The sequence below is a fragment of the Streptomyces sp. NPDC002265 genome, assembly GCF_040296125.1.
Lineage (GTDB): Bacteria > Actinomycetota > Actinomycetes > Streptomycetales > Streptomycetaceae > Streptomyces.
In genome coordinates this window covers 1-21,518 of sequence record NZ_JBEOWS010000147.1, presented here as the reverse complement: position 1 = coordinate 21,518, position 21,518 = coordinate 1, and the positions used below count along the sequence as shown (strand labels likewise).

Here is a 21,518-nt window from a genome sequence, read left to right as displayed (position 1 = left end):
CCGCGCTGTGGACGACCGGTCCGGCTCAGTCCCGGCGAACGCCCCTGACCACGCGGCCGACGAGGGCCGCGGCCTGCTCCGGGTGCTCCTCCAGCCAGCCGAGAAGGTGTTCCCGGACGGCCTGCGCGACACAGTCGCGAACCGCCGTGCCACCCAGCTCGCCGTGTGTGGCGCCACGGAACTCGGGGCGGTCCAGCTTCACCGACACGACCGCCGTCAGCCCCGCGCAGGTCCGGTCGGGGCTCAGGTCGGAGCCCAGGTCGGGGCCGGTCGGCGTCGACAGCCCCCGCTCACGCACGTAGTCGTCGATCGCGGCCGTCACCCCGTCACGGAACCCCGCCACATGGGTGCCGCCGTTCGGTGTGGGGCGGCTGTTGGCGAAGCTCACCAGCCGCTCCTCGGGCGAGCCGTGCCACCGCAGGGCCACCTCCACGGTCCCCGCCATCCGTGGATCCTCGTGCTCGAAGCCGATGACGTCCGGGTGGACGGGCGTATCGATCGTGCAGTCGAGCGCGGCGGCGTCGAGAAAGGCGACGAAGTCCCGTGCCCCGCCGGGTGACCGGAACCGCACCGACCGGGCGCCGGACGGGAGGCGCTCGTCGGTCAGCGACACGCACAGACCGCGGTTGAGGAAGGCCAGTTCCTTGAACCGCTGGGCCAGCGCGGCGAACGAGCACACGGACGTGCCGAAGATGCCGGTGTCGGGCCAAAAGGCGATGGTGGTCCCGCTGTCGGTCGCCGGGCCGGCCGCGGTGGGCGGGGTGACGGCGACGCCGCGCGCGTACTCCTGGACCCACCGGATCCCGCCGCGCCGCACCTCGGCCGTCAGACGGCTCGACAGGGCGTTGACCACGCAGGGGCCCACGCCGAAGAGGTCTGTGTCCACGACGTGTCGGCTGTCGGGACGCGCCCCGACGTACGGGTGGGTCAGCTGGTCTTCGAGGCCGGGAGTCCCACTGTCGCCGTCGGCCTCGAAGGGGACACCGGGCCCGTCGTCGCGGACCCGTACGCTGCCGTCGGCCGTGAAAGTGACGTCGACGGATTCGGCACGGCCCGCGAGGACCTCGTTCACCGCACGGCCGGCGATCTCGAACACCAGGTGGTGCAGGCCGCGTTCGTCGGTCGAGCCCACGTACATCCCGGGACGCCTGCGGATGGCCTCCAGACCCTCCAGCACCTCGATGTGGCTGGCGTCGTACCCGAAGTCGTCCTCGCTCACGAAGTCCCCTTCCACGGCGTCCGGTTGAGGTCTTCACCCTATCCGGATTCCGGTAAAGCACCAGGTCAGAGCTATTTCGCCGAAGGCGCGGACGGCAACTGGAGCGCCCGCCCGGACCCTCGCCTCCACCGGGTCGCACCGCACTGCCGGAGGTCGGACAAGGGCCCGCGCAAGCCGCGCACGCCCCCTTCGCGGACGGCCTCCGGGGCACCGATTCTCCGCGCGCGGCGGGAGGCCGCTTGCCAACTCATCCGCACACAAAGGCTCTTGACGAGTACACATATAACGCCAAGAATGAGCGCGCTCGACTCTGACAACGTTGTCCAGTGGCTCGAGAGGCGCTGACGCCCATGCGATGGATCCAGCGAACACGCGGTGCGGGAACGGTGGTCACAGCGGTCGCGCTGCTCGGCGCCGCCCTCGCCGCACCCACGGCCCAGGCGGCACCGGCCGCACGGGCGCCACAGGCCGCACCGGCCGCCGCGCACCCGGCCCCGGCCGACGGAGGCCGACTCACCTATCTCGTCAACCCGTTCATCGGTACCGAGAACGAAGGCAACACCTACCCGGGCGCGGCCGTGCCCTTCGGAATGGTGCAGTTCTCCCCCGACACCGGGCACAACACCGGCTACGACCACTCCCAGAACCACATCCGCGGCTTCTCCCTGGTCCATCTCTCCGGCGTCGGCTGCGGTCTGGGCGGCGACCTGCCCGTGCTGCCGACCACGGGCGACATCACCGAGACGGACAACGCCAAGTACGAGGCGGAGTTCAGTCATGACACCGAGCAGGCGAGCCCGGGCTACTACAAGGTCGCGCTGAAGTCCGGCATCACCGCCGAACTGACCGCGACGGCACGCACCGGGGTGCAGCGCTACACCTTCCCCGCCACCGACAAGGCCGACGTCCTGCTCGACGCCGGCCAGTCGCTGCACCGGACGGTCTCCACCCGGGTCGAGGTCCTGGACAACCGGACCGTACGCACCGCCATCACCGGCAGCGGCTTCTGCCAGGACACCCGGCCCTACACCGTGTACACGATCACCCGGTTCGACCGGCCGTTCACCGCGCACGGCACCTGGGACGGCTCCACGGTCACCGCCGGGTCGGACACCGGACGGGACGGCGCCTACGTACGCTTCGACACGACCAAGGACCGGACCGTCGAGGCGACGACCGCGCTGTCGTACGTCGACGCCCACGGCGCGGCCGTCAACCTCCGCGCCGAGGGCGGCCGTTCCTTCCGGCAGGTCCGCGACGCCGCACAGCGGTCATGGGAGGACCGGCTCGACGACGTACGCGCGCAGGGCGGCAGCGACACCCTCCGGCGCACCTTCTACTCGTCCCTGTACCGGTCGTTCCTCGCACCCAACATCGGCAGCGACGCAGACGGCCGGTACACCGGCTGGGACCAGCGGATCCACCGGACGCACGGCTTCACGTACTACCAGAACTGGTCGTTGTGGGACACCTACCGCACCCAGTCCCAGCTTCTCGCGCTGCTCGCGCCGCGTGAGGCCCGGGACATGGCGATCTCCGTCATCAAGATCGACGAGGAGAGCGGCTGGCTGCCCAAGTGGGGTTACGGCACGGTCGAGACGAACATCATGACCGGCGACCCGGTGACCCCGTTCCTGACCAACGCCTACCAGCAGGGCCTGCTCAAGGGCTACGAGGAACAGGCCTACCGGGCCCTGAAGAAGAACGCGGACGGAGTGCCGGCCGCCGACTCGCCTGCCGTGGGCCGCGAGGCCAACCGGGAGTACATCGCCGAGGGGTTCGCGCCGTACGTCAGCGACCGGCCGCACGCGAAACCCGGTGACTCCGACTACGACCACGGCGCGTCCGCGACCCTGGAGTACGCCCTGTCGGACGCCATGCTCGGTGAGATGGCCCGCGGTCTCGGTCACGACGCGGACGCGGCGCGCTACGCGGCACGGGCCCAGAACTACCGCAGGATCTTCGACGCCTCGACCGGCTTCTTCCGCGCGCGTGACGCCTCCGGGGCGTTCACCGGTCCGGCCGACCCGGCCAGGAGCGAGGGCTTCCACGAGGGCACGTCCTGGCAGTACCAGTGGCTCGTGCCGCAGGACCTGCCGGGCATGGTCGGCCTGATCGGCGGCAAGCAGGCCGCGAACGGCCGGCTGGACTCCTTCTTCGCCTACGACCGGCTGGTGCAGGACCCCGCGAGGACCGCCCGCGAGGTCTGGGTGAACGGCCCGTACGACTACTACAACGCGGACAAGTACAACCCGCAGAACGAACCCGACCTCATCGCCCCGTACACCTATCTCTCGACCGGCCAGCCGTGGAAGACCACCGACGTGGTGCACGCGGCCCTGACCCTGTTCACGGACGCCCCGACCGGGATGACCGGCAACGACGACCTGGGAACCATGTCCGCCTGGATGGTGCTGTCGTCGATCGGGGTCTTCCCGGTGCAGCCCGGCTACGACACCTGGGGCCTGTCCACGCCCGTCTTCGAACGGGTCGACCTCACCCTCGACCGCCGCTACTACCCGCGCGGCGCCCTCACCGTGACGGCGCCGGGCACCTCGGACGGCCGCCGCTACATCCAGTCGGCCCGGCTCGACGGCGCCTCCTACGACCGTACGTATCTGACGACGGCGGACCTGCGGGACACGAGGTCGCTCGCGTTCGGTGTCGGCACCGAGCCCTCCGGCTGGGGGACGGCGGACGGGTCCGGACCGCCCGCGCTCCGCTGACATCCGGCCGGTCCCGGGACCGCACCGGACGGCTCTCCCGGGGCCGCGCCGGACACCTCTCCCGGGGCCGGCCACACACCGGCCGCAACGGTCGAAAAAATCTTGGACGGCGATGTCGAGATCCCGTGGCCCGCTCCGTCCCCGGGGTGAACGCGACCACAATGGGTCGTACCGGCACCTAGGAGAACCACGATGGCGAAGTACCTGCTGCTGAAGCACTACCGCGGCGCCCCGACCCCGGTCAACGACATCCCCATGGACAAGTGGACGCCGGAGGAGATCTCGGCCCACATCCAGTACATGAACGACTTCGCGGCCCGGCTGGAGCAGTCCGGCGAGTTCGTCGACGGACAGGCGCTCGCCCCGGAGGGGCAGTGGGTCCGCTACGACGGCGAGGGGCGCCCGCCGGTCACCGACGGCCCGTTCGCCGAGACCAAGGACCTCATCGCCGGCTGGATGATCATCGATGTCGACAGCCACGAGCGCGCGGTCGAACTGGCCGGGGAGCTGTCGGCCGCCCCCGGAGCGGGCGGGAAGCCGATCCACGAGTGGCTCGAAGTGCGCCCGTTCCTGACCGCGCCGCCCACCGTGCCGGAGTGCCTCGCCCATGGATGAGGCCCTGCTCAGGAGCCTCACCCCGAGCGTGCTCACCGTCCTCGTCCGCCGCGGAGCCGACTTCGCGGCGGCCGAGGACGCGGTGCAGGAGGCGCTCGTCGAAGCCGTCCGCGGCTGGCCCGCCGACCCGCCGCGGGACCCGAAGGGCTGGCTGGTCACCGTGGCCTGGCGCAAGTTCCTCGACGCGGCCCGGGCGGACACCGCCCGCCGCCGGCGCGAGGACCGCCTCGACGAGGAGCCGCCGCCCGGACCCACGCCCTCGGCGGACGACACCCTCCACCTCTACTTCCTCTGCGCCCACCCCTCCCTCACCCCCTCCTCCGCCGTCGCGCTCACCCTGCGGGCCGTCGGCGGGCTCACCACCCGGCAGATCGCCCAGGCCTACCTGGTGCCGGAGGCGACCATGGCCCAGCGGATCAGCCGGGCCAAGCGCACCGTCTCCGGTGTCCGCCTCGACCGGCCCGGCGACGTCGCCACCGTGCTGCGCGTCCTGTACCTGGTCTTCAACGAGGGCTACTCCGGCGATGTCGACCTCGCCGCCGAGGCCATCCGGCTCACCCGGCAGCTCGCGGCCTCGATCGACCACCCCGAGGTGGCGGGGCTGCTCGCCCTGATGCTGCTCCACCACGCGCGGCGCGCCTCCCGGATCGCGCCCGACGGGGGCCTGGTGCCGCTCGCCGAGCAGGACCGGACCCGGTGGGACACCGCGTCGATCGCCGAGGGCGTCCAGATCCTCCAGACGGCCCTCGCCCGCGACCGGCTGGGCGAGTTCCAGGCCCAGGCCGCCATCGCGGCACTGCACGCCGACGCGCCCGAGGCCGAGGAGACCGACTGGGTGCAGATCGTCGAGTGGTACGACGAGCTCGTACGCCTGACCGACAACCCGGTCGCCCGGCTCAACCGCGCGGTCGCCGTCGGCGAGGCCGACGGGCCGCGTGCCGGGCTGACGGCGCTCGCCGCCCTCGACGACTCGCTGCCCCGCCACACCGCGGTGGCCGCGTACCTCCACGAGCGGGACGGTGACCTGGAGGCGGCGGCCCGGCTGTACGCCGAGGCGGCGCACAAGGCGTCCAGCCTCGCCGAGCGCGACCACCTGACCCGGCAGGCCGCGCGCCTCAACACCCGCTTCGACGCCCGCGGCAGTACCCGTCTCGACGCCCGCGAGGGACCGGCCCGCTGAGGTGCCCGGTGCGGGTGCCCGGGCCCGCGAAGGCGGGGGCGGAGGGAGAGGTGCCCGCTCCCACGTCGCCGGCCCAGCCGTACATCGCCGCGCGGCCCGCTCACCGGTGGGGACAATTGACGTGATACGGAGGATTCCCCCCGCCTCGGGAGGGACAGGAGGTGCGACCGCGTGCCGGCACTTGCTCCGCTGCGCCGCCTGCGCCCCGTCTCCTGGCTGCGGGAGCGTGATCCCGGGCTGGCGGCGACGCGCAGGGCGGCACGCGCCGCGCTCGTGATGCCCACGCTGTTCGCCGTGTGCAGCCAGGTGATCGGCTCGGCGCCGATGGCGACCTACGCGTCGTTCGGGGCGTTCTCGATGCTGCTGTTCGTGGAGTTCACCGGGCCCATGGCCCAGCGGCTGCAGGCCCACCTGGGGCTCGCCGTCGCCTGGACCGCCCTGATCTGCCTGGGCACGATCGCCTCGCGCGAGCTCTGGCTCGCGGTCACCGTCATGGTCGTCGTCGGATTCCTGGTGCTCTTCGCGGGCGTCGTCAGCTCCGTCCTCGCGGGCGCGTCGACCGCGCTGCTGCTCGCACTGGTCCTCCCCGTGTCCTCGCCTGCGTCGCTGTCGCAGCTGCCCGCGCGGCTCGCCGGGGCGGGGCTGGCCGCGGCTGCCGCCATGCTCGCGATCTCCCTGCTGTGGCCGCGGCCGGCCGCCGACCCGCTGAGCGGGCCCGCGGCCCGGGTCTGCCGCGCCGCCGCGCGACAGCTGAGTACCGACGCGTCCTGGCTGGCCGGCGGACCCGGCAAGCCGGAAGTCAGGCAGTGCCGGGCGACGGCCGACCGGGCCGGCGCCGCCGCGGCCGAGCTGCGCGAGGTCTTCGTCGCCACGCCCTACCGGCCGACCGGACTGTCCACCGGCTCGCGGGCACTCGTGCGTCTGGTCGACGAGCTGACCTGGCTGAGCGGCATCCTGGCCGACAGCGCGCCCGCTCCCGGCAGCCACCCCGACGGTCCCCCGGCCTGCGACGCCGCCGCGCACACCGTACGGCGGGCCGCCGCCCGGGTACTGGACGAGGCGGCCGAACTGCTCGACGCGCCGCGCGGCTCGCGGGAGGCGCTGCGCCGCACGTCGCAGGAGCTGCGCCGGGCCATGGACCGCATGGAGGAGCGAGCCACCGTACGACTGCCGGTGCACCGGGACGGCAGCGGCACGCTCTCCCGTGCGCATCCCGTGCTCGAAGTGCTCGACCCGTCGTTCCGCGCGCAGGAGTTGGGGTTCGCCACCCTCCAGATCGCGGGCAACGTGGATCTGACGGCCGCCGCCGAACGCCGCAGCTGGCACGAACGCCTGCTCGGCCGCGATCCCGGAGCCGTGACCGAACCGCTGGCCTCGGCGCGCGAGCGGGCCGCCGCGCATCTGCGGCCCCAGTCGGTCTGGCTGCACAACAGTCTCCGCGGCGCGCTCGGCCTCGGCATCGCCGTCGCCCTGGCGAACCTGACCAACGTCCAGCACTCGTTCTGGGTACTGCTGGGCACCCTGTCGGTGCTGCGCTCGAACGCCCTGGGCACGGGCCAGAACGCCGTCCGCGTCCTGGGCGGCACCGTCGCGGGCTCGGTCGTCGGCGCCGCACTGCTGCACGTCGTCGGACATCACGGCAGCGCGCTGTGGTTCGTGCTGCCGTTCGCCGTGCTCCTCGCCGGGGTCGCCCCCGCCGTCGTCTCCTTCGCCGCCGGGCAGGCGGCCTTCACCGTCGCTCTCGTCGTCCTGTTCAACGTCGGCCAGGACCCCGACTGGCACATCGCGCTGCTGCGGGTCCAGGACATCGCCATCGGCTGTGCCGTGAGCGTGCTCGTGGCACTGTTCCTCTGGCCGCGCGGCGCCACGGCCGCGGTCGAACGGGCCCTCGCCGAGGCGTACACCGACACCGCCCGGTACCTGGCCGGGACGGTGGCGTACGCCGTGGGCCGCTGCACCCCCGGACCCGCGCCGCAGGCGGACACCGCCGCCGAGGAGGGCCGTGCGGCGGCCGCCGCCGCACGACGGCTCGACGACGCCTTCCGCAGCTATCTCGCGGAGCGCGGTGCGAAGCCGGTGCCGCTGGCCGACATGACCACCCTGGTCACCGGGATCGTGGGACTCCGCCTGGCCGCGGACGCCGTACTGGAGCTGTGGCGGTGTGCCGACGACCAGGACGTCGACCCCGACCGCCCCGCGGCACGCATGGTCGTCCAGAGCGTCGCCGACCGGGTGGCCGGCTGGTACCGGGACCTGGCCGTCGCCCTGGTCCGGGCCGTCGCTCCGCCGCAGCCGCTGCCCCGCAGCCCGCTGGCGGAGGGACGGCTGGTCGAGGCCCTGCGCCGCGACCTCACCGACGAGACAGGGCAGGCCACCGCCCCGGCCGTACGGCTGATCTGGACCGCCGACCACCTCGATGCCGCCCGGCGCCTCCAGCCGAGCCTGGCCGCCGCCGCGGCGGGGACGGGCAACCCGTCCTGAACCGGGTCAGCCGCTGCGGGCCGATCCGCCCTTCCCCGTCACCGCCGTGAACTGCGGTCGTCCGCAATGAAGTTGATGTGGGAAGCTGTCGTCCGACGATCACGGGAGCAGCCGTGACGGTCGCCGAGAGGAGCGCAGCGTGGGGCAGGACGGCTTCCGTGCCGAGGACATAGACACCAGCAGGCCACACCCTGCGCGGATCTACGACTACCTGCTGGGCGGCAAGGACAACTACGAGGTCGACGCCGCGGCGGGCGAGCGGCTCGCCGCGGCGGCACCCGAGGTACGCATCGGTCTGCGGGCCAACCGTGCCTTCCTGCGGCGCGCCGTCCGCCATGTCGTCGGCAGCGGCGTCCGGCAGATCCTGGACATCGGCACCGGACTGCCCACCTCGCCGAACGTGCACGAGATCGCGCAGGAGGTGGCGCCGGACGTGCGCGTCGCCTACGTCGACAACGACCCGATCGTGAAGGCGCACGGCGACGCCCTGCTCAGCCGCTCCGGCACGACCAGCATCGTCCTGGCCGACCTGCGCGATCCGCGGGCCGTGGTGGACCATCCCGACGTCCGCCGGATCATCGCCCTCGACGAACCCGTCGCCCTGCTCCTGGTCGCCGTCGTCCACTTCCTCACCGATGCCGAGCAGCCCGGACAGATCGTCGCCACGCTGCGGGACGCGCTGCCGGTCGGCAGCTTCCTGGTCCTCTCGCACGCCACGGGCGACTTCGCCGATCGCAGCGAGGCCCAGGCCGTCTACAACAAGGCGACCGCCACTTTGAACCTGCGCACCCGTAGCGAGGTGGAGCGGTTCTTCGACGGCTTCGAGCTGCTGGAACCCGGCCTGGCCCAGGTCCCGTTCTGGCGCCCGGACACCCCGCCGCCGACCCGCTCCGACGAGATCGGCTTCTACGGCGGAGTGGCCCGCAAGACCGGCTGACCGCCCTGGGACAGGGCGCCGGTCCGGGTCGCGCCGGGCCGCCCGGTCCGGCGGGGCGTCGTCCGGCCGAAGGTCAGGCGTCGCCCGTGGAGTCCGAGGACGCGCTGCCCGGCGACGTCTGCGGCGGACGGACCATGAAGACATCGACCGGGTCCTGCGACTCGACGACGAATCCGTGGCGCTCGTAGAGACGGCGGGCGGGGCTGCCCTGCAGGACGTTCAGGCCCACCGTCATCCCCTGGGCGTCGGTCCGCTCCAGCAGCGTGCGCAGGACGGCGGATCCGAGCCCCCGGCCCTGGTGACGCGGGGCGAGGTAGAAGTGCTCCAGCCACAGCCCGTCGCCCCGGGGCCGGACCGTGACACAGCCCATGAGCTCGCGGTCCGCCATGATGACCGACGTGTACCGCGTGGAGAAGGAGTCCCGGAGCCGCTGTCGTACCCGGTGCTCGTCGTAGCGTCCCAGACGCTCCAGGTCCGGGCGCATGACGTCGGCCCGGAGCTCCGCGACGACCTCGATGTCCGTCTCGGCCGCGGGCCGCAGCTCCCAGCCCGCACCGGGCACAGGGGTGTCCCGTGCGGCCGTCTCCACGGCCGACCGCGTCGCCTCGGCCACTCCCCCACCGTCCATGACCGGAGTATGTCAGTGCGCACGGTCCGAAGATCCACCGGAGCCGATGCCCGGGACACATGCGAAAGGGCCCGGCAACTGCCGGGCCCTTCCTTTGGTAGCGGGGACAGGATTTGAACCTGCGACCTCTGGGTTATGAGCCCAGCGAGCTACCGAGCTGCTCCACCCCGCGTCGGTAGTTCCACTCTACACGGCTTTCACCGCGCACCGGACACACCGGACCGGTCACAGGCCGTGCCCGTGCCCGGCCGGGGCATCCGCCGGACAGGCCCTAGTCCTCTTCGCTGGCGACGTACTTCTCGTACTGGGCCGCGCTGAGGAGCTGGTCCAGATCCTTCACCCGGGACGGCGCGACCTGGACGATCCAGCCGTCGCCGTAGGGGTCGGTATTGATCAACTCCGGTTCGTCCACCAGCATTTCATTGACGGCCACGACGGTGCCGTCGACGGGCATGTAGATCTCGGAGACGGCCTTGACGGACTCCACCGTGCTGAACGGATGGGAACTCTCGAACCGGTCGCCCTTCTTCGGCTGTTCCACGAAGACGACGTCACCGAGCTGGCGCTGCGCGTAGTCCGTGATGCCGATGCGCACCTCCTTCGGACTCACGACGCTCACCCACTCGTGATCCTTGCTGTACTTCAGATCTGCCGGAACGGTCATCGTGACGTCCTCCGTCGATGGTGTCCGAAACCCCGGAACGGGATGGCGCGGCGCGACGGGACAGCGGCCGCGCACCAGCGCCTTCGTGGCGGGACCCGGGCCCCGCGCACCGGACATTACATTCCGTGACCGAGAACGCACGCCCGGCACGCGACATGTGTGTCGCCACGACGCCCCGGCGGCGGTCTCCCCGGGCCCGGAGGGTGACCCGGCCGTGCTCCGGCGCCGACGTGGCGGCAAGGCGGCGGTGCCGTGTCAGGGCGTGGCCGCCAGTGCCGCCGCGGACTCCCAGGCGAACCCGTCCGGGTCGGTGAAGGGCCCGGCGTCGCCGCCGATCAGGAGCCGGTGCGAACCGGTGCCCTCCGGCGGGACACCGGCGTCCTTGGCGAGGGCGCGGCGCCGGTACAGTCCCAGCCTGACGGGGCTCGACCCCGTGTCGAACTCGACGTACACACGGGCGAAGCTCTTGGCCACGGCAAGTCCTCGGCCGACGTAGAACCGCTTGCTCGCGACCACGTCCGCGACGCCCAGCAGGAGGACGACGGTGTCGATCTGCCGGGTGGCGGGGCCGGTGTCCTTCTTCGCCGAGGTGGCGACCTTCCAGATCGTCCCGTCCGGTGCCTGCACCACGGCGCCGTAGCCCCACAGCGATTTCGCGGCCGGCTTCAGCACGGTCGCCCCGGCTTCCACGGCGGTGCCGACGAGACTGTCGACCGTGCCCGGCTGGGACACCGTGAGTGACAGGGTGAACCCGCGGAAGCCGGTGCTGGGCGCCTCCGACGCCCTGAGCCGGATCTGTTCGTCGAGGCCGAAGGCGGCGGTGTAGAAGCGGTGGGCGGCCGTGGGGTCGGCCACGTCGAGGGTGACGGATTCGATGGATGCCATGTCTCCGACGTTAGAAGGAGCCGGGTGACCGGCGCTTCTTCGATCCTGACCGATCCGTCCGCCCGTCCCGTTCGCGCGGCCTGGAGGCGGCGGCCTAGAGGCTGAGCGCGTCCTCCGCGTTGTTCACCCACGGGGTCACGGAGTTGGTGTGCGGCGAGACGTACAGGCCGGGGGTGGTGGCCTTGAGCGCCTTCTGCTCCAGGTCGGACTCGGTGTTCATGGTCATCGCGATCGAACCCACGGTCCGTCCCTTGCCGTCGTCGGCGCCGCCCATGAGCCCGGCGTAGGCCGACTCCCCCGGCTCCAGCCGGAGGGCGTCCTCGATGCCGGGGGCGGCGCCCCGCTCCGTGGCCGCACCGTCCAGGTCGCCGAAGGTCACGATCGGATGGCCCAGCGCCCGGCACGCCTTGGTGCCCTTGTTCGTGATCTTGAGGAGATAGCTGCTGGTCGTGGGCTCCGCCAGGCTCGCGGTGAATGTGACGTCGTACGTGCTGCACGGGAAGACGTCGAAGTCGGCCGAGGACCCGCCGCCGGACGAGCCACCGGCAGCGCCACCGGAGGATCCGCCGGAGGCGCCACCGGACGAACCGCCGGACGAACCGCCGGTCGAACCGCCGGTCGTGGATCCCGCCGGTGCCACGGACGGCTTCGACGGTGCGCTGGGCTTCGACGGACCGAACGGCGTCGCGGACTCGGACGCACTCGTGGTCGGCGGCTTCGCCGATCCGCCCGCCGCGCCGTTGTCGGCGGGACCGCAGGCGGTCAGCGCGAACGCGGAGACCGAGGCCAGGACGACGGCGGCTCTGTGAACAGTGCTCATGGTGCTCTTCCCCCGATTTGAGAAGTGTGTGCTGTGTCGTGCTGCTGTGCTGAGCACCAGCCTGCCGGGGTTTCTTCACAGCCGGGTGACAGGATCTTGCCGGATTCACCACTGTTGCCGGGCCACCCCGAACAGACATTCGCCCGGCCCGGTCACAGGGCGTCGTCGTTCCACTGGTCCAGCAGGGCGTCCGTCATGTCCTCCACCGGCTCCGTGGTGTCCTCGTGCAGGGCCTGCTCGGTCCAGATCACCTTGCCCTGCGGGGTGTAGCGGGTGCCCCAGCGCTGTGCGAACCGCGCCACGAGGTAGAGGCCGCGGCCGCCCTCATCGGTGGCGGCGGCCCGGCGCAGATGCGGGGAGGTGTGGCTGCCGTCGGAGACCTCGCAGATCAGGGTCCGGTCGTACAGCAGGCGGACGGTGATCGGCGGGGCGCCGTAGCGGACGGCGTTGGTGGCCAGCTCGGAGAGGATCAGTTCGGTGGCGAAGCCGATGCCGTCGAGCCCCCAGTCCCGCAGCCGACGGCCGCACGCGGCGCGGACCGGGGCCACCGCCGCCGGATCCGGAGGAATCTCCCACTGGGCGATCCGGGCCGGGTCGAGCAGCCTGGTGCGGGCCACCAGCAGGGCGACGTCGTCGCGGGGGCGGGTGGGCAGCACGGCGTCGAAGACGGCCCGGCAGGTCTCCTCCGGGCCCCGCTGCGGGTGACCGGCCAGCGTGTCCCGCAGCAGTGCGAGACCCTCGTCGATGTCCCGGCCGCGCTCCTCGACCAGCCCGTCGGTGAACAGCACCAGTGCGCTGCCCTCCTCCAGTCGCAGCTCGGCCGACTCGAAGGGCTCCGCGCCGCCCAGGCCCAGCGGCGGGGAGACGGGCACCTCGGGGACGTGGACCGTGCCGCCGGGCCGGATCACGAGCGGCCCCGGATGCCCCGCCCGGGCCATGGTGACGTGGCCCGAGACCGGGTCGTAGACGGCGTAGAGGCAGGTGGCGCCGGTGAGGCTGCGGCCGCTGTCGTCGTCCGCCTCGTCGGTGTCGTTGCGGGTGACGAGTTCGTCGAGATGGGCCATGAGCTCGCCGGGGACGAGGTCGAGGGCGGAGAAGTTGTGCACGGCGGTGCGCAGTCGGCCCATGGTGGCCGCGGCGTGCAGACCGTGGCCGACGACGTCCCCGACCACGAGGGCCACGCGTGCGCCGGGCAGGGGGATGACGTCGAACCAGTCGCCGCCCACGTGTCCCGACTCGGCGGGCAGATAGCGGTGGGCGACCTCCAGGCCGCTGAGTGCCGGCAGCGACGCGGGCAGCAGGCTGCATTGCAGTGTCACGGCCATGGCGTGCTCGCGGGTGTAGCGGCGGGCGTTGTCGATGGCGACCGCGGCCCGGGTGGCCATCTCCTCGGCCAGGGCCAGGTCGTCGTCCTCGAAGGGCTCGGGCTTCTCCGAGCGCCAGAAGCCGGCCACGCCCAGCACCACGCCGCGGGCGCGCAGCGGGACCGTGATGAGCGAGTGGATGCCGTGGTCGACGACGCGCCGGGCACGGCCGGGATCCCGGGGCCCGAACCCGGGGACGTACCCGGGCACGTGTCCGGGGACGGTGCGCAGGTCGTGATCGATCACCCCGTGCCCCTGGGCCGGGTCGGCCAGGGGGGACCCCGACCGCACGAACGCGACGTTCTCGCCGACAGGCGCGAAGGGCGTTTCCGCGCGGATCCCGGCGGCGGCCACGCGGCGCAGCGTCTGCTCCGTGCCGGTCGGCTCCTCGCCGCGCAGCACCGGCTCGGCGAGGTCGACGGTCACGTAGTCGGTGAACTGCGGGACGGCGGCCTCGGCCAGTTCCTCGGCCGTCCGGGTCACGTCCAGGGTGGTGCCGATGCCGATACCGGCGTCGTACAGCAGCTTCAGGCGCTCGCGTGCCTGCTCCGCCCGGCCGGAGAGCACTCTCAGCTCGGTCGAGTCCCGCAGGGTCGCGACGCTGCCGCAGCCGCCTCCGTAGCGTTCCAGGGGCCGCTGGTTGACGGCCAGGACCCTGCCGCCGGCCAGCAGCACCTCGTCGGTGGCCTCACGTCCGGAAGCCAGCAGTTCGGCGATCGGCGGCGCGAGGCCGAGTTCGTCGGCCCGGCGGCCCTGGGCCTGCGGCGACAGTTCGAGCAGGCGCCGGGCCTCCTCGTTGACCAGCAGCAGCCTGCGGTCGGCGTCCACGATGACCACGCCTTCGCGGGCGGCCCGCAGCACCGCGTCGTGGTGGATGTACAGACGGGTGATCTCGGCCGGTCCGAGGCCGTGGGTCTGGCGCAGCAGCCGCCGTCCGACCACGAGCGCGCCGACGGTGCTGACGACCACGGCGGCGGCCGTGATGCCGAGCAGGACGGGCAGCTGTCTCATGGCGTCGGCGCTGATGCTCGCCACCCTGACGCCGACGGCGACCCCGCCGATCACGGAACCGTCGTCCTTGATGGGCTCGAAGGTACGGACCGCGGTGGTGTGCCCGACCTCGCTGCGCCCGGTGACGGTGCGCCCGGAGCTCAGCGCGGCCAGGTCCTCGGGGTAGGGGATGCGCCGGCCGATCAGGCTCGGATCCACACTGGTGTAGCGGACTCCGTTCTTTCCGACGATCACGATGAAGTCGAGATGCGTGGCCATCCGGATCGCCTCGGTCTGCGGTTGCAGCACCACCGACGGATCGGGCGACTTCAGGGCCGCCTTGATGCCCGGGGCCTGGGCGATGCCCGCCGCGACGGCGACGGAGCCGGCGGTCGCCGCGCGGGTGGTCTGACGCCGGACCGTCAAGGCCAGCAGGACGCCGCCCACGAGGGCCAGCAGCAGAACCATCACCACTTGGATGACGAACATCTGCCCGACCACACTGTGCACGTTCAGCAGCGACCTCAGGCGGGTTCGGCCGTGCCACTGGCCGTCCTGGACCTCGTCCGCCCGCTCGGCGTCGGCATCGTCGGCATCGTCGGCATCGGACGAAGGTCTCGACCGGCGAGGCAATCGCACCATGCACCCTATTTACCCCGATTTACGGTGTCACTCCCCGGGCCGTGCTCCACGCACTGCACCCGGTCGGCCGCGCCCTGCCTCCTGCGGTTTCGCGGGCACGCAGAACCAGGCGAGTGCCGCGGCGGTCAGGTAGGCGAGGGCGCCGACGGCCATGCTGGTGCGCAGCCCCGCCGCGTAGCCGGCTCCGGTGGCCAGCAGGCTGCCTCCCAGTGCCACGCCGGTGGCGCTGCCGATCTGGCGGGTGGTGTTGAACAGCGCGGACGCGGCTCCCGAGTACGCCGGGGGTGCCGCACCCATCACGGTGGCGGTCGCACCGGTCAGGGCGAAGGACGTACCGAACCCCGCCGCCATCATCGGCACGACCAGTACCGCGTAGTCGGGCTCGGCTCCGGCTGCCGCCCAGCCCGCGAGGCCCAGGGCGCCCAGCAGCATGCCCGAGACCACCAGCGGACGGTCGCCGGTGCGACGGGCCAGCCGGGCCGACAGCACCGAGGCGAACGTGGTCATGACCACCGCCGGGAACAACGCCAGCCCCGTCACCAGCGCGCTGAAGCCGCGCTGGTGCTGGAAGTACAGGCTGGCGGTGAACACCATGCCGTAGAAGGCGAAGTTGAACAGCAGGCCGATGACGGGGGTCCCGCACATCTCACGGGAGCGCAGCAGGCTCGGCGGCAGGGCCGGGGCGCGGGCCAGACGCTCTCGCAGCACGAACGCCAGCGCCGCCAGCACGGCCAGGCCCAGCCCGGCGAGCACGGCGGGATCCGACCAGCCACGCCGCCCTGCCTCGTTCAGCGCACCGGTCAGCAGGGCCACCGCGGCGACCACCGCGCACTGTGCCGGCCAGTCCAGGGCGCGTGTGCCGTGCCGGGGCGAGGGCGTCACGTACCGCAGGGTCAGCAGCAGGCAGGCCGCGCCCACGGGCAGGTTGATCAGGAAGACCGAGCGCCAGCCCACCGTGGTGACCAGCAGTCCGCCCAGCAGCGGCCCGGCGGAGGCGGCGATGCCCGCCATGGAGCCCCAGAGCCCGAAGGCCCGCGACCGTGCGGCGGGCTGCGGGTAGGCCTGCTGGAGCAGGGCCAGCGACCCGGGCACGATCAGGGCCGCCCCGAGCCCCTCCGCCAGCCGGGCCCCGACCAGGAACGCGGTGCCCGGCGCGAACGCGCACGCCGCCGAGGACGCCGTGAACACCAGGACGCCCCAGCAGAAGATCCGGCGGTTGCCCAGCCGGTCGCCCAGCGCTCCCCCGGTCATCAGCAGGCCCGCGAAGACGACCGTGTAGCCGTCGGTGATCCACTGGATGCCGGTGAGCGAGGCGGACAGGTCCCGGCCCACCACCGGCACGGCGACGTTGATGATCGTCACGTCCAGGATGACCATGAAATACCCGGCGCACACCGCGAGCAGCGGCGCCGAGGACCGTCGCTCCGCCGTCCCGCCCGCCGCGTACGCCCCCTCGCCCGCGGTCAAGGCCGGGCGGGTCTGCGGCCCCAGGCCGTCAGCATCCCGGGCGACAGGCCGACGTACTCCGGGGAGTCCAGCAGGCGCTCGGCCTCGTCGATCGCGGCGTCGTCCACCAGGCCCGTCGCCGTCATCGCCGTACGGGCGCGGTCCCAGGTCCGGGCCCAGAAACGGCTGATCGGACTGCCCGGCACCAGGGGCGGTACGTGGATCTCGGCCGCCACGGACTCCAGGCCCGCCGCGACCATCAGCTCGGGGCAGCGCGGCACCCAGGAGATGTCGGTGCCGATCGTCTCCCGCAGCCCCTGCCACATGGCCCGCATGGCCCGGGTGTACGGATTGTCCGCGGCGTCGTCGGTGGTGGGGTCCACCGCGTCGCTCAGGACGAGGACACCGCCCGGCGCGAGCAGCCCGGCGAGTTTCCCGATCGTCTCGGCGGGTGACGGGAGGTGCATCAAAACGAACCTGGCGTGCACGAGGTCGAAGAGGCCGGGAGCGAAGAGGTCCGGACCGAAGCGGTCGGAGGTCACGTCGGCCTGGATCGTCGTAAGTCCGTCGACCGGCTCGCCGGGCAGGAACGTGGTGTGCCGGTCCACGGCCACGACCTCGGCGACGCCCGCCTCGCGCAGCAGCCAGGCGGCCACCGTGCCGGTTCCGGCGCCCACGTCCAGACAGCGCCAGCCCGGACCTGCGCCCAGCTGCCGCAGCCGCGCGGTCGTCACCGGGTCGTAGACGAGCGCTCCGAGGTCGGTGCGCGCCGACTCGCCCTCGTCCTGCGGACGGAACAGCCGCTCTCCGTAGGCCCCGGGGGGCACGGCTTCCTGAGGAGTGCGGGGCGTGCCGGAGTCCGTTTCACCTGCCACCCGCCCATTGTCGGGGCAGAACGGCGCCCGCACATCTCGCGGACGTCCGGCGCGGCGCCCGGCCCGGCAGCGGTAGCCGGGGCGGGGGCCGCGCCGCCCGCCCGTCAGACCAGCTTGCGGCAGAGCAGTGCGGCGGGGCCCCCGCTGCTGCCGATCCGGGTGGTGAAGGCGATCCCGGCGGCGTACTCGTCGTCGGCGCACTGGCCCTTGTAGTCGCCGTAGGCGAAGTCGCCGCCCTGGGCGTCGGCCGGCCGGTTGTCGGACCGGTCGAACCACACCGTCCGCCCGGCGCCGCCGAGCGAGGTGCGGGCGGGGACGCACAGCGCCGCCGACGTCCGGCCGCCGCGGCGGCTGAAGCCGATCAGGAACTGGTTGGAGGGGCACTGGAACTTGGTGTAGCCGGAGGCCCAGTCCCCGCCCGAGGGCACATTGCGCTCGTCGGTGACGACCGTCTGGGTGTTGCCCGCGGCCCGCAGGTCACCGGCGGTGACGTCGGTGCACAGCCCGCGGCCCGCCGTGTGGCCGAGGCCGGCCAGCCGCAGACCGTCGGGGCAGACGGCCTTGGACGCGCCCGAGTCCCAGTCCCCGCCGGCGCGCACCCGCAGCGACTCGACGTGGTCGCCGTGGTCGGTGGCGAGCATGTGCCAGGAGGGCACCGGGGCGACGGACCCGGTGCGGGTCGGCGCGGTCATGACGTGGTTCCAGCCGGCGGCGCGCCAGTCGTTCGGGTCGAGGAGACCGTAGCGGTGGCCGTCGGTGTCGTAGCGCAGCAGCGCCCAGTCGTCGTGGCTCTCCCAGCCGACCAGGGGCCAGTAGGCGAAGTCCGTGTCGTGGTCGGCGAAGTAGTCGGTGAGGTTGCCGAACCAGGTGCGGGCCGCGGAGTTCGACTCCCCGGCTCCGATGCCGAACTCGCTGATCCACAGGGGTGCGGTGTAGTGCCGGCCGCCGTCCTCGACGAAGAACGCCTCGTCGTAGAGGGCCTGGTAGAGCGCGTCGCGGCTGAGGTCCTGGTAGCGGGCGTCGTGGGTCTCGCCGATCCCGGTGGCACCGCTGTGGCTGGGACCGGTGTAGCCGTAGAAGTGGGCGGAGTAGACCAGCTTGTGGGCGGCGACGAGGGTGTGCGAGAGCGTGCGCGCGGGGGTGAGCATGGGGCGGCCGTGCGGCAGCCCGTCCACGGGCAGACCCGTCCAGTTGATGCCTTCGACGATGATGAGCAGGTTGGGGTTGGCCTCGGTGAGGATGCGGTCCGCGGCGAGCTGGGCGGCGGCGTACCAGTCGTGGTTGTCGCCGAGGCCCCAGTTGGGGTCGTCCAGGACGTCGCGGCGCACCTCGTTGTAGAGGTCGGCGCCCACCACGCGCGGGTCGCCGGCGTAGCGGCGGGCCATGAACACCCAGTCGTCGGCCCACTGCTGAGTGCTCTGGCTGCTGTTCCACCGCTCGTTGCCGTCGACGCCGCAGCACCAACGGGAGGTGTTGGTGTGGTTGTTGAGGATGACCGCGAAGCCCTCCTGGGTGAGGGCGGCCACCACGGAGTCGAAGACCTGGAGCGGGGTACGCCCGCGCAGCTGCGGGTTGGCCGCGACCGCGGCGTCCGGCACGGTCGCCGTCGCGTGGATCATCTCGTTGGAGAACGGCAGCCGGATGCTGTTGATGCCGAGGGCGTGGAAATCCGCGAGCAGCGCGGCCAGGGGAACGCGGTCCAGGCCGAGGGGGATGCCGTAGGAGTTCTGCCCGGCGTGGTGGTTGGCGGGGTCGGAGATGCTGCCGCTGCCGGTCCACGAGCCCTGCGCGCCGTCCCAGTTGGCCGACTTCAGCCGGAAGCGGTTGCCCGCCGCGTCGACGATGTAGCGGCCACTGGTCGACAGGGGCGGCTGCCAGGCCTCGGCCTGCGCGACGGCGGCGGTGCGGACGGCGGGGGCCGGGGGCGCCGGGACGGCGGCGACCGCCCCGGGTGTCGCGGCCAGCAGGAGTACGGCCGAGGCCACTCCTGTCAGGTACTGAACAAGCCTGATGGGCACAGGTCCTCCGTGGACGAGCGTCGGTGCGCGGGTGAGGGGTGGGGGTGGCGCTGCCTGCGGACGACGCTGTTCACGGCGCTCGCAGGCGGTCTCCCGCGCAACGGCCGGACACCTCCGTCGGCGGACAGTACCTCCAGTCTACGGAGCAACTGCCGTCGCTTCAGCCGTACTTGACCCCTGCTGTGACATCGCCGGCCGGCCGGGGCGCCGCGGCCGGACGCCGCGCATCGTGCCGTCCGAAGGCCGGCGTACCGGACGGCGCCGGCGACAGACGACGTGCCGCGGAGCACCGGGCCGCACACGCGGAACGCCCGGCCGGGAGATCCCGGTCGGGCGTTCTGCGTGGGGCCGTCCCGGAGGCGGCCTCCGGTGCCGTGGGTCAGCCGTGGGTCAGCCTTGGGTCACAGGGCCGTCATCACGTGCTTGATACGGGTGTAGTCCTCGAAGCCGTAGGCGGAGAGGTCCTTGCCGTAGCCGGACTTCTTGTAGCCGCCGTGGGGCATCTCGGCGACGAGGGCCATGTGGCTGTTGATCCACACGCAGCCGAAGTCCAGGGCCTTGGACATCCGCATCGCACGGGCGTGGTCGCGGGTCCACACCGAGGAGGCCAGGGCGTACTCGACGCCGTTGGCGTAGGCGACCGCCTGCTCCTCGTCGGTGAAGGACTGGACGGTGATGACCGGCCCGAACACCTCGTTCTGGACGATCTCGTCGTCCTGGCGCAGTCCGGAGACCACGGTCGGGGCGTAGAAGTAGCCGCGCTCGCCCACCCGGTGACCGCCGCTCTCCACGGTGGCGTGCTCGGGCAGCCGGTCGATGAAGCCGGCCACCCGCGCGAGCTGGTCGGCGTTGTTGAGCGGGCCGAAGAACATGTCCTCGTCGTCGACGCCGCCGCCGGTACGGGTCTGCGACGCCGCCTTGGCCAGCGCGGCGACGAACTCGTCGTGGACCGACTCGTGGACCAGTACGCGGGTGGCGGCGGTGCAGTCCTGGCCGGCGTTGAAGTAACCGCCGGCGGCGATGCCCTCGGCGGCCGCGGCGATGTCGGCGTCGGCGAAGACCAGCGCGGGGGCCTTGCCGCCGAGCTCCAGGTGGACGCGCTTGACGTCACGGGCCGCCGAGGCGGCGACCTCCATGCCGGCGCGGACCGAGCCGGTGATGGCGGCCATCGCCGGGGTCGGGTGCTCCACCATCAGGCGTCCGGTCTCGCGGTCGCCGCACACGACGTTGAGGATGCCCGCGGGCAGGTCCATGTCCTTGAGGACCTCGCCGACGATGCCGGCGAGCAGGAGGGTGGACGCGGGGGTGGTGTCGGAGGGCTTGAGGACCACGGTGTTGCCCGCGGCGATCGCCGGGGCGAACTTCCACACGGCCATCATCAACGGGTAGTTCCAGGGCGCCACCTGGGCGATCACGCCGATCGGCTCGCGGCGGATGATCGAGGTCATGCCCTCCATGTACTCGCCCGCCGAGCGGCCCTCCAGCATCCGGGCGGCACCGGCGAAGAAGCGGACGGTGTCGACGACCGGGGCGATCTCCTCGGAGAGGGTCAGCGCGCGCGGCTTGCCGGTGTCGCGGCACTCGGCGTCGGCGAGGTCGTCGGCGCGGGCCTCCATCGCGTCCGCGACGCGCAGCAGCAACCGCTGCCGGGTGGCGGGGGTGGCGTCGCGCCACTGCGGGAAGGCGGCGGCCGCGGCGGCCATCGCCGCGTCCACGTCGGCGGCCCCCGACAGCGGCGCGTGCGCGTACACCTCGCCGGTGACCGGGTCGACCACGTCCAGACGGCGGCCGTCGGCCGCGTCCACGTAGTGGCCGTCGATGTGGTTGCGCAGCGCAAGAAGCTCGCTCATGACCTGTTTCCTCGTCGGCCCGCCCACCGGCGCGGCGCCTCGGCGGCGCGTCCTGGGGTGCGGGAGTGTGTCGTGGTTCGTAGTGGTTCGCGGGGTGCCGTCGGCGCCTCCGGCGGAGTCGCCCGGGCGGGGCCGGGTCGCTCGCGCGCCGGCCGGGATGCCCGGTTGCCGGGCCCGG

General features: G+C 72.8%; 15 protein-coding genes and 1 tRNA gene. 5 read left to right on the top strand and 11 right to left on the bottom strand.

Features of this window, described 5'->3' with window-relative positions; all coding sequences use genetic code 11:
* Positions 1-25 precede the first annotated feature (25 nt).
* Positions 26-1,219 carry an ATP-binding protein gene (locus tag ABT085_RS24510; protein WP_351611733.1) on the bottom strand — a complete coding sequence of 398 codons (1,194 nt, stop codon included), beginning with the start codon at positions 1,217-1,219 and terminating at the stop codon, positions 26-28.
* 350 nt (positions 1,220-1,569) lie between these two features.
* On the opposite strand from ABT085_RS24510, the gene ABT085_RS24505 reads away from it, so the two are divergent.
* From ABT085_RS24505 to ABT085_RS24485, 5 genes are all read left to right on the top strand, one after another.
* Positions 1,570-3,945, top strand: coding sequence for a GH92 family glycosyl hydrolase (locus tag ABT085_RS24505; RefSeq protein ID WP_351611730.1), 2,376 nt, complete (start codon positions 1,570-1,572; stop codon positions 3,943-3,945).
* 192 nt (positions 3,946-4,137) lie between these two features.
* Positions 4,138-4,560 carry a YciI family protein gene (locus ABT085_RS24500; RefSeq protein WP_351611727.1) on the top strand — a complete coding sequence of 141 codons (423 nt, stop codon included), beginning with the start codon at positions 4,138-4,140 and terminating at the stop codon, positions 4,558-4,560.
* Complete coding sequence (locus ABT085_RS24495; protein WP_351611725.1) at positions 4,553-5,740, top strand: RNA polymerase sigma factor; 1,188 nt, start codon at positions 4,553-4,555, stop codon at positions 5,738-5,740. Before ABT085_RS24500 ends, ABT085_RS24495 begins: the two co-directional genes overlap by 8 nt.
* A gap of 171 nt (positions 5,741-5,911) precedes the next feature.
* Positions 5,912-8,221 (top strand): FUSC family protein, encoded by a 2,310-nt coding sequence (locus ABT085_RS24490; RefSeq protein WP_351611722.1) that lies wholly within the window; start codon positions 5,912-5,914, stop codon positions 8,219-8,221.
* Between the two features lie 139 nt (positions 8,222-8,360).
* Positions 8,361-9,158 (top strand): SAM-dependent methyltransferase, encoded by a 798-nt coding sequence (locus ABT085_RS24485; RefSeq protein ID WP_351611719.1) that lies wholly within the window; start codon positions 8,361-8,363, stop codon positions 9,156-9,158.
* Between the two features lie 73 nt (positions 9,159-9,231).
* On the opposite strand, the gene ABT085_RS24480 is transcribed toward ABT085_RS24485, so the two are convergent.
* The 10 genes from ABT085_RS24480 to ABT085_RS24435 all read right to left on the bottom strand — a co-directional run bounded on the left by ABT085_RS24480 (position 9,232) and on the right by ABT085_RS24435 (position 21,340).
* Positions 9,232-9,786: a GNAT family N-acetyltransferase gene (locus ABT085_RS24480; RefSeq protein ID WP_351611716.1), complete on the bottom strand. Its 555-nt coding sequence runs from the start codon at positions 9,784-9,786 to the stop codon at positions 9,232-9,234.
* 95 nt (positions 9,787-9,881) lie between these two features.
* Positions 9,882-9,958: transfer RNA gene (locus ABT085_RS24475), tRNA-Met, on the bottom strand.
* A gap of 99 nt (positions 9,959-10,057) precedes the next feature.
* Complete coding sequence (gene gcvH, locus ABT085_RS24470; protein ID WP_351611713.1) at positions 10,058-10,450, bottom strand: glycine cleavage system protein GcvH; 393 nt, start codon at positions 10,448-10,450, stop codon at positions 10,058-10,060.
* Between the two features lie 255 nt (positions 10,451-10,705).
* Positions 10,706-11,335, bottom strand: a complete 630-nt coding sequence (locus ABT085_RS24465; RefSeq protein ID WP_351611710.1) for a glyoxalase — start codon at positions 11,333-11,335, stop codon at positions 10,706-10,708.
* Positions 11,336-11,429: 94 nt separating this feature from the next.
* Entirely contained in the window at positions 11,430-12,155 is a 726-nt protein-coding gene (locus ABT085_RS24460) for a DUF4232 domain-containing protein (protein WP_351611708.1), read from the bottom strand.
* A gap of 152 nt (positions 12,156-12,307) precedes the next feature.
* Entirely contained in the window at positions 12,308-15,151 is a 2,844-nt protein-coding gene (locus ABT085_RS24455) for a SpoIIE family protein phosphatase (RefSeq protein ID WP_502982798.1), read from the bottom strand.
* Positions 15,152-15,178: 27 nt separating this feature from the next.
* Positions 15,179-16,618, bottom strand: a complete 1,440-nt coding sequence (locus tag ABT085_RS24450) for an MFS transporter (protein WP_502982797.1) — start codon at positions 16,616-16,618, stop codon at positions 15,179-15,181.
* Complete coding sequence (locus ABT085_RS24445; RefSeq protein WP_351611705.1) at positions 16,615-17,472, bottom strand: class I SAM-dependent methyltransferase; 858 nt, start codon at positions 17,470-17,472, stop codon at positions 16,615-16,617. Before ABT085_RS24445 ends, ABT085_RS24450 begins: the two co-directional genes overlap by 4 nt.
* A gap of 104 nt (positions 17,473-17,576) precedes the next feature.
* Complete coding sequence (locus ABT085_RS24440) at positions 17,577-19,490, bottom strand: glycoside hydrolase family 5 protein (protein ID WP_351611702.1); 1,914 nt, start codon at positions 19,488-19,490, stop codon at positions 17,577-17,579.
* Positions 19,491-19,891: 401 nt separating this feature from the next.
* Positions 19,892-21,340 (bottom strand): gamma-aminobutyraldehyde dehydrogenase, encoded by a 1,449-nt coding sequence (locus ABT085_RS24435; RefSeq protein WP_351611699.1) that lies wholly within the window; start codon positions 21,338-21,340, stop codon positions 19,892-19,894.
* Positions 21,341-21,518: the final 178 nt, after the last annotated feature.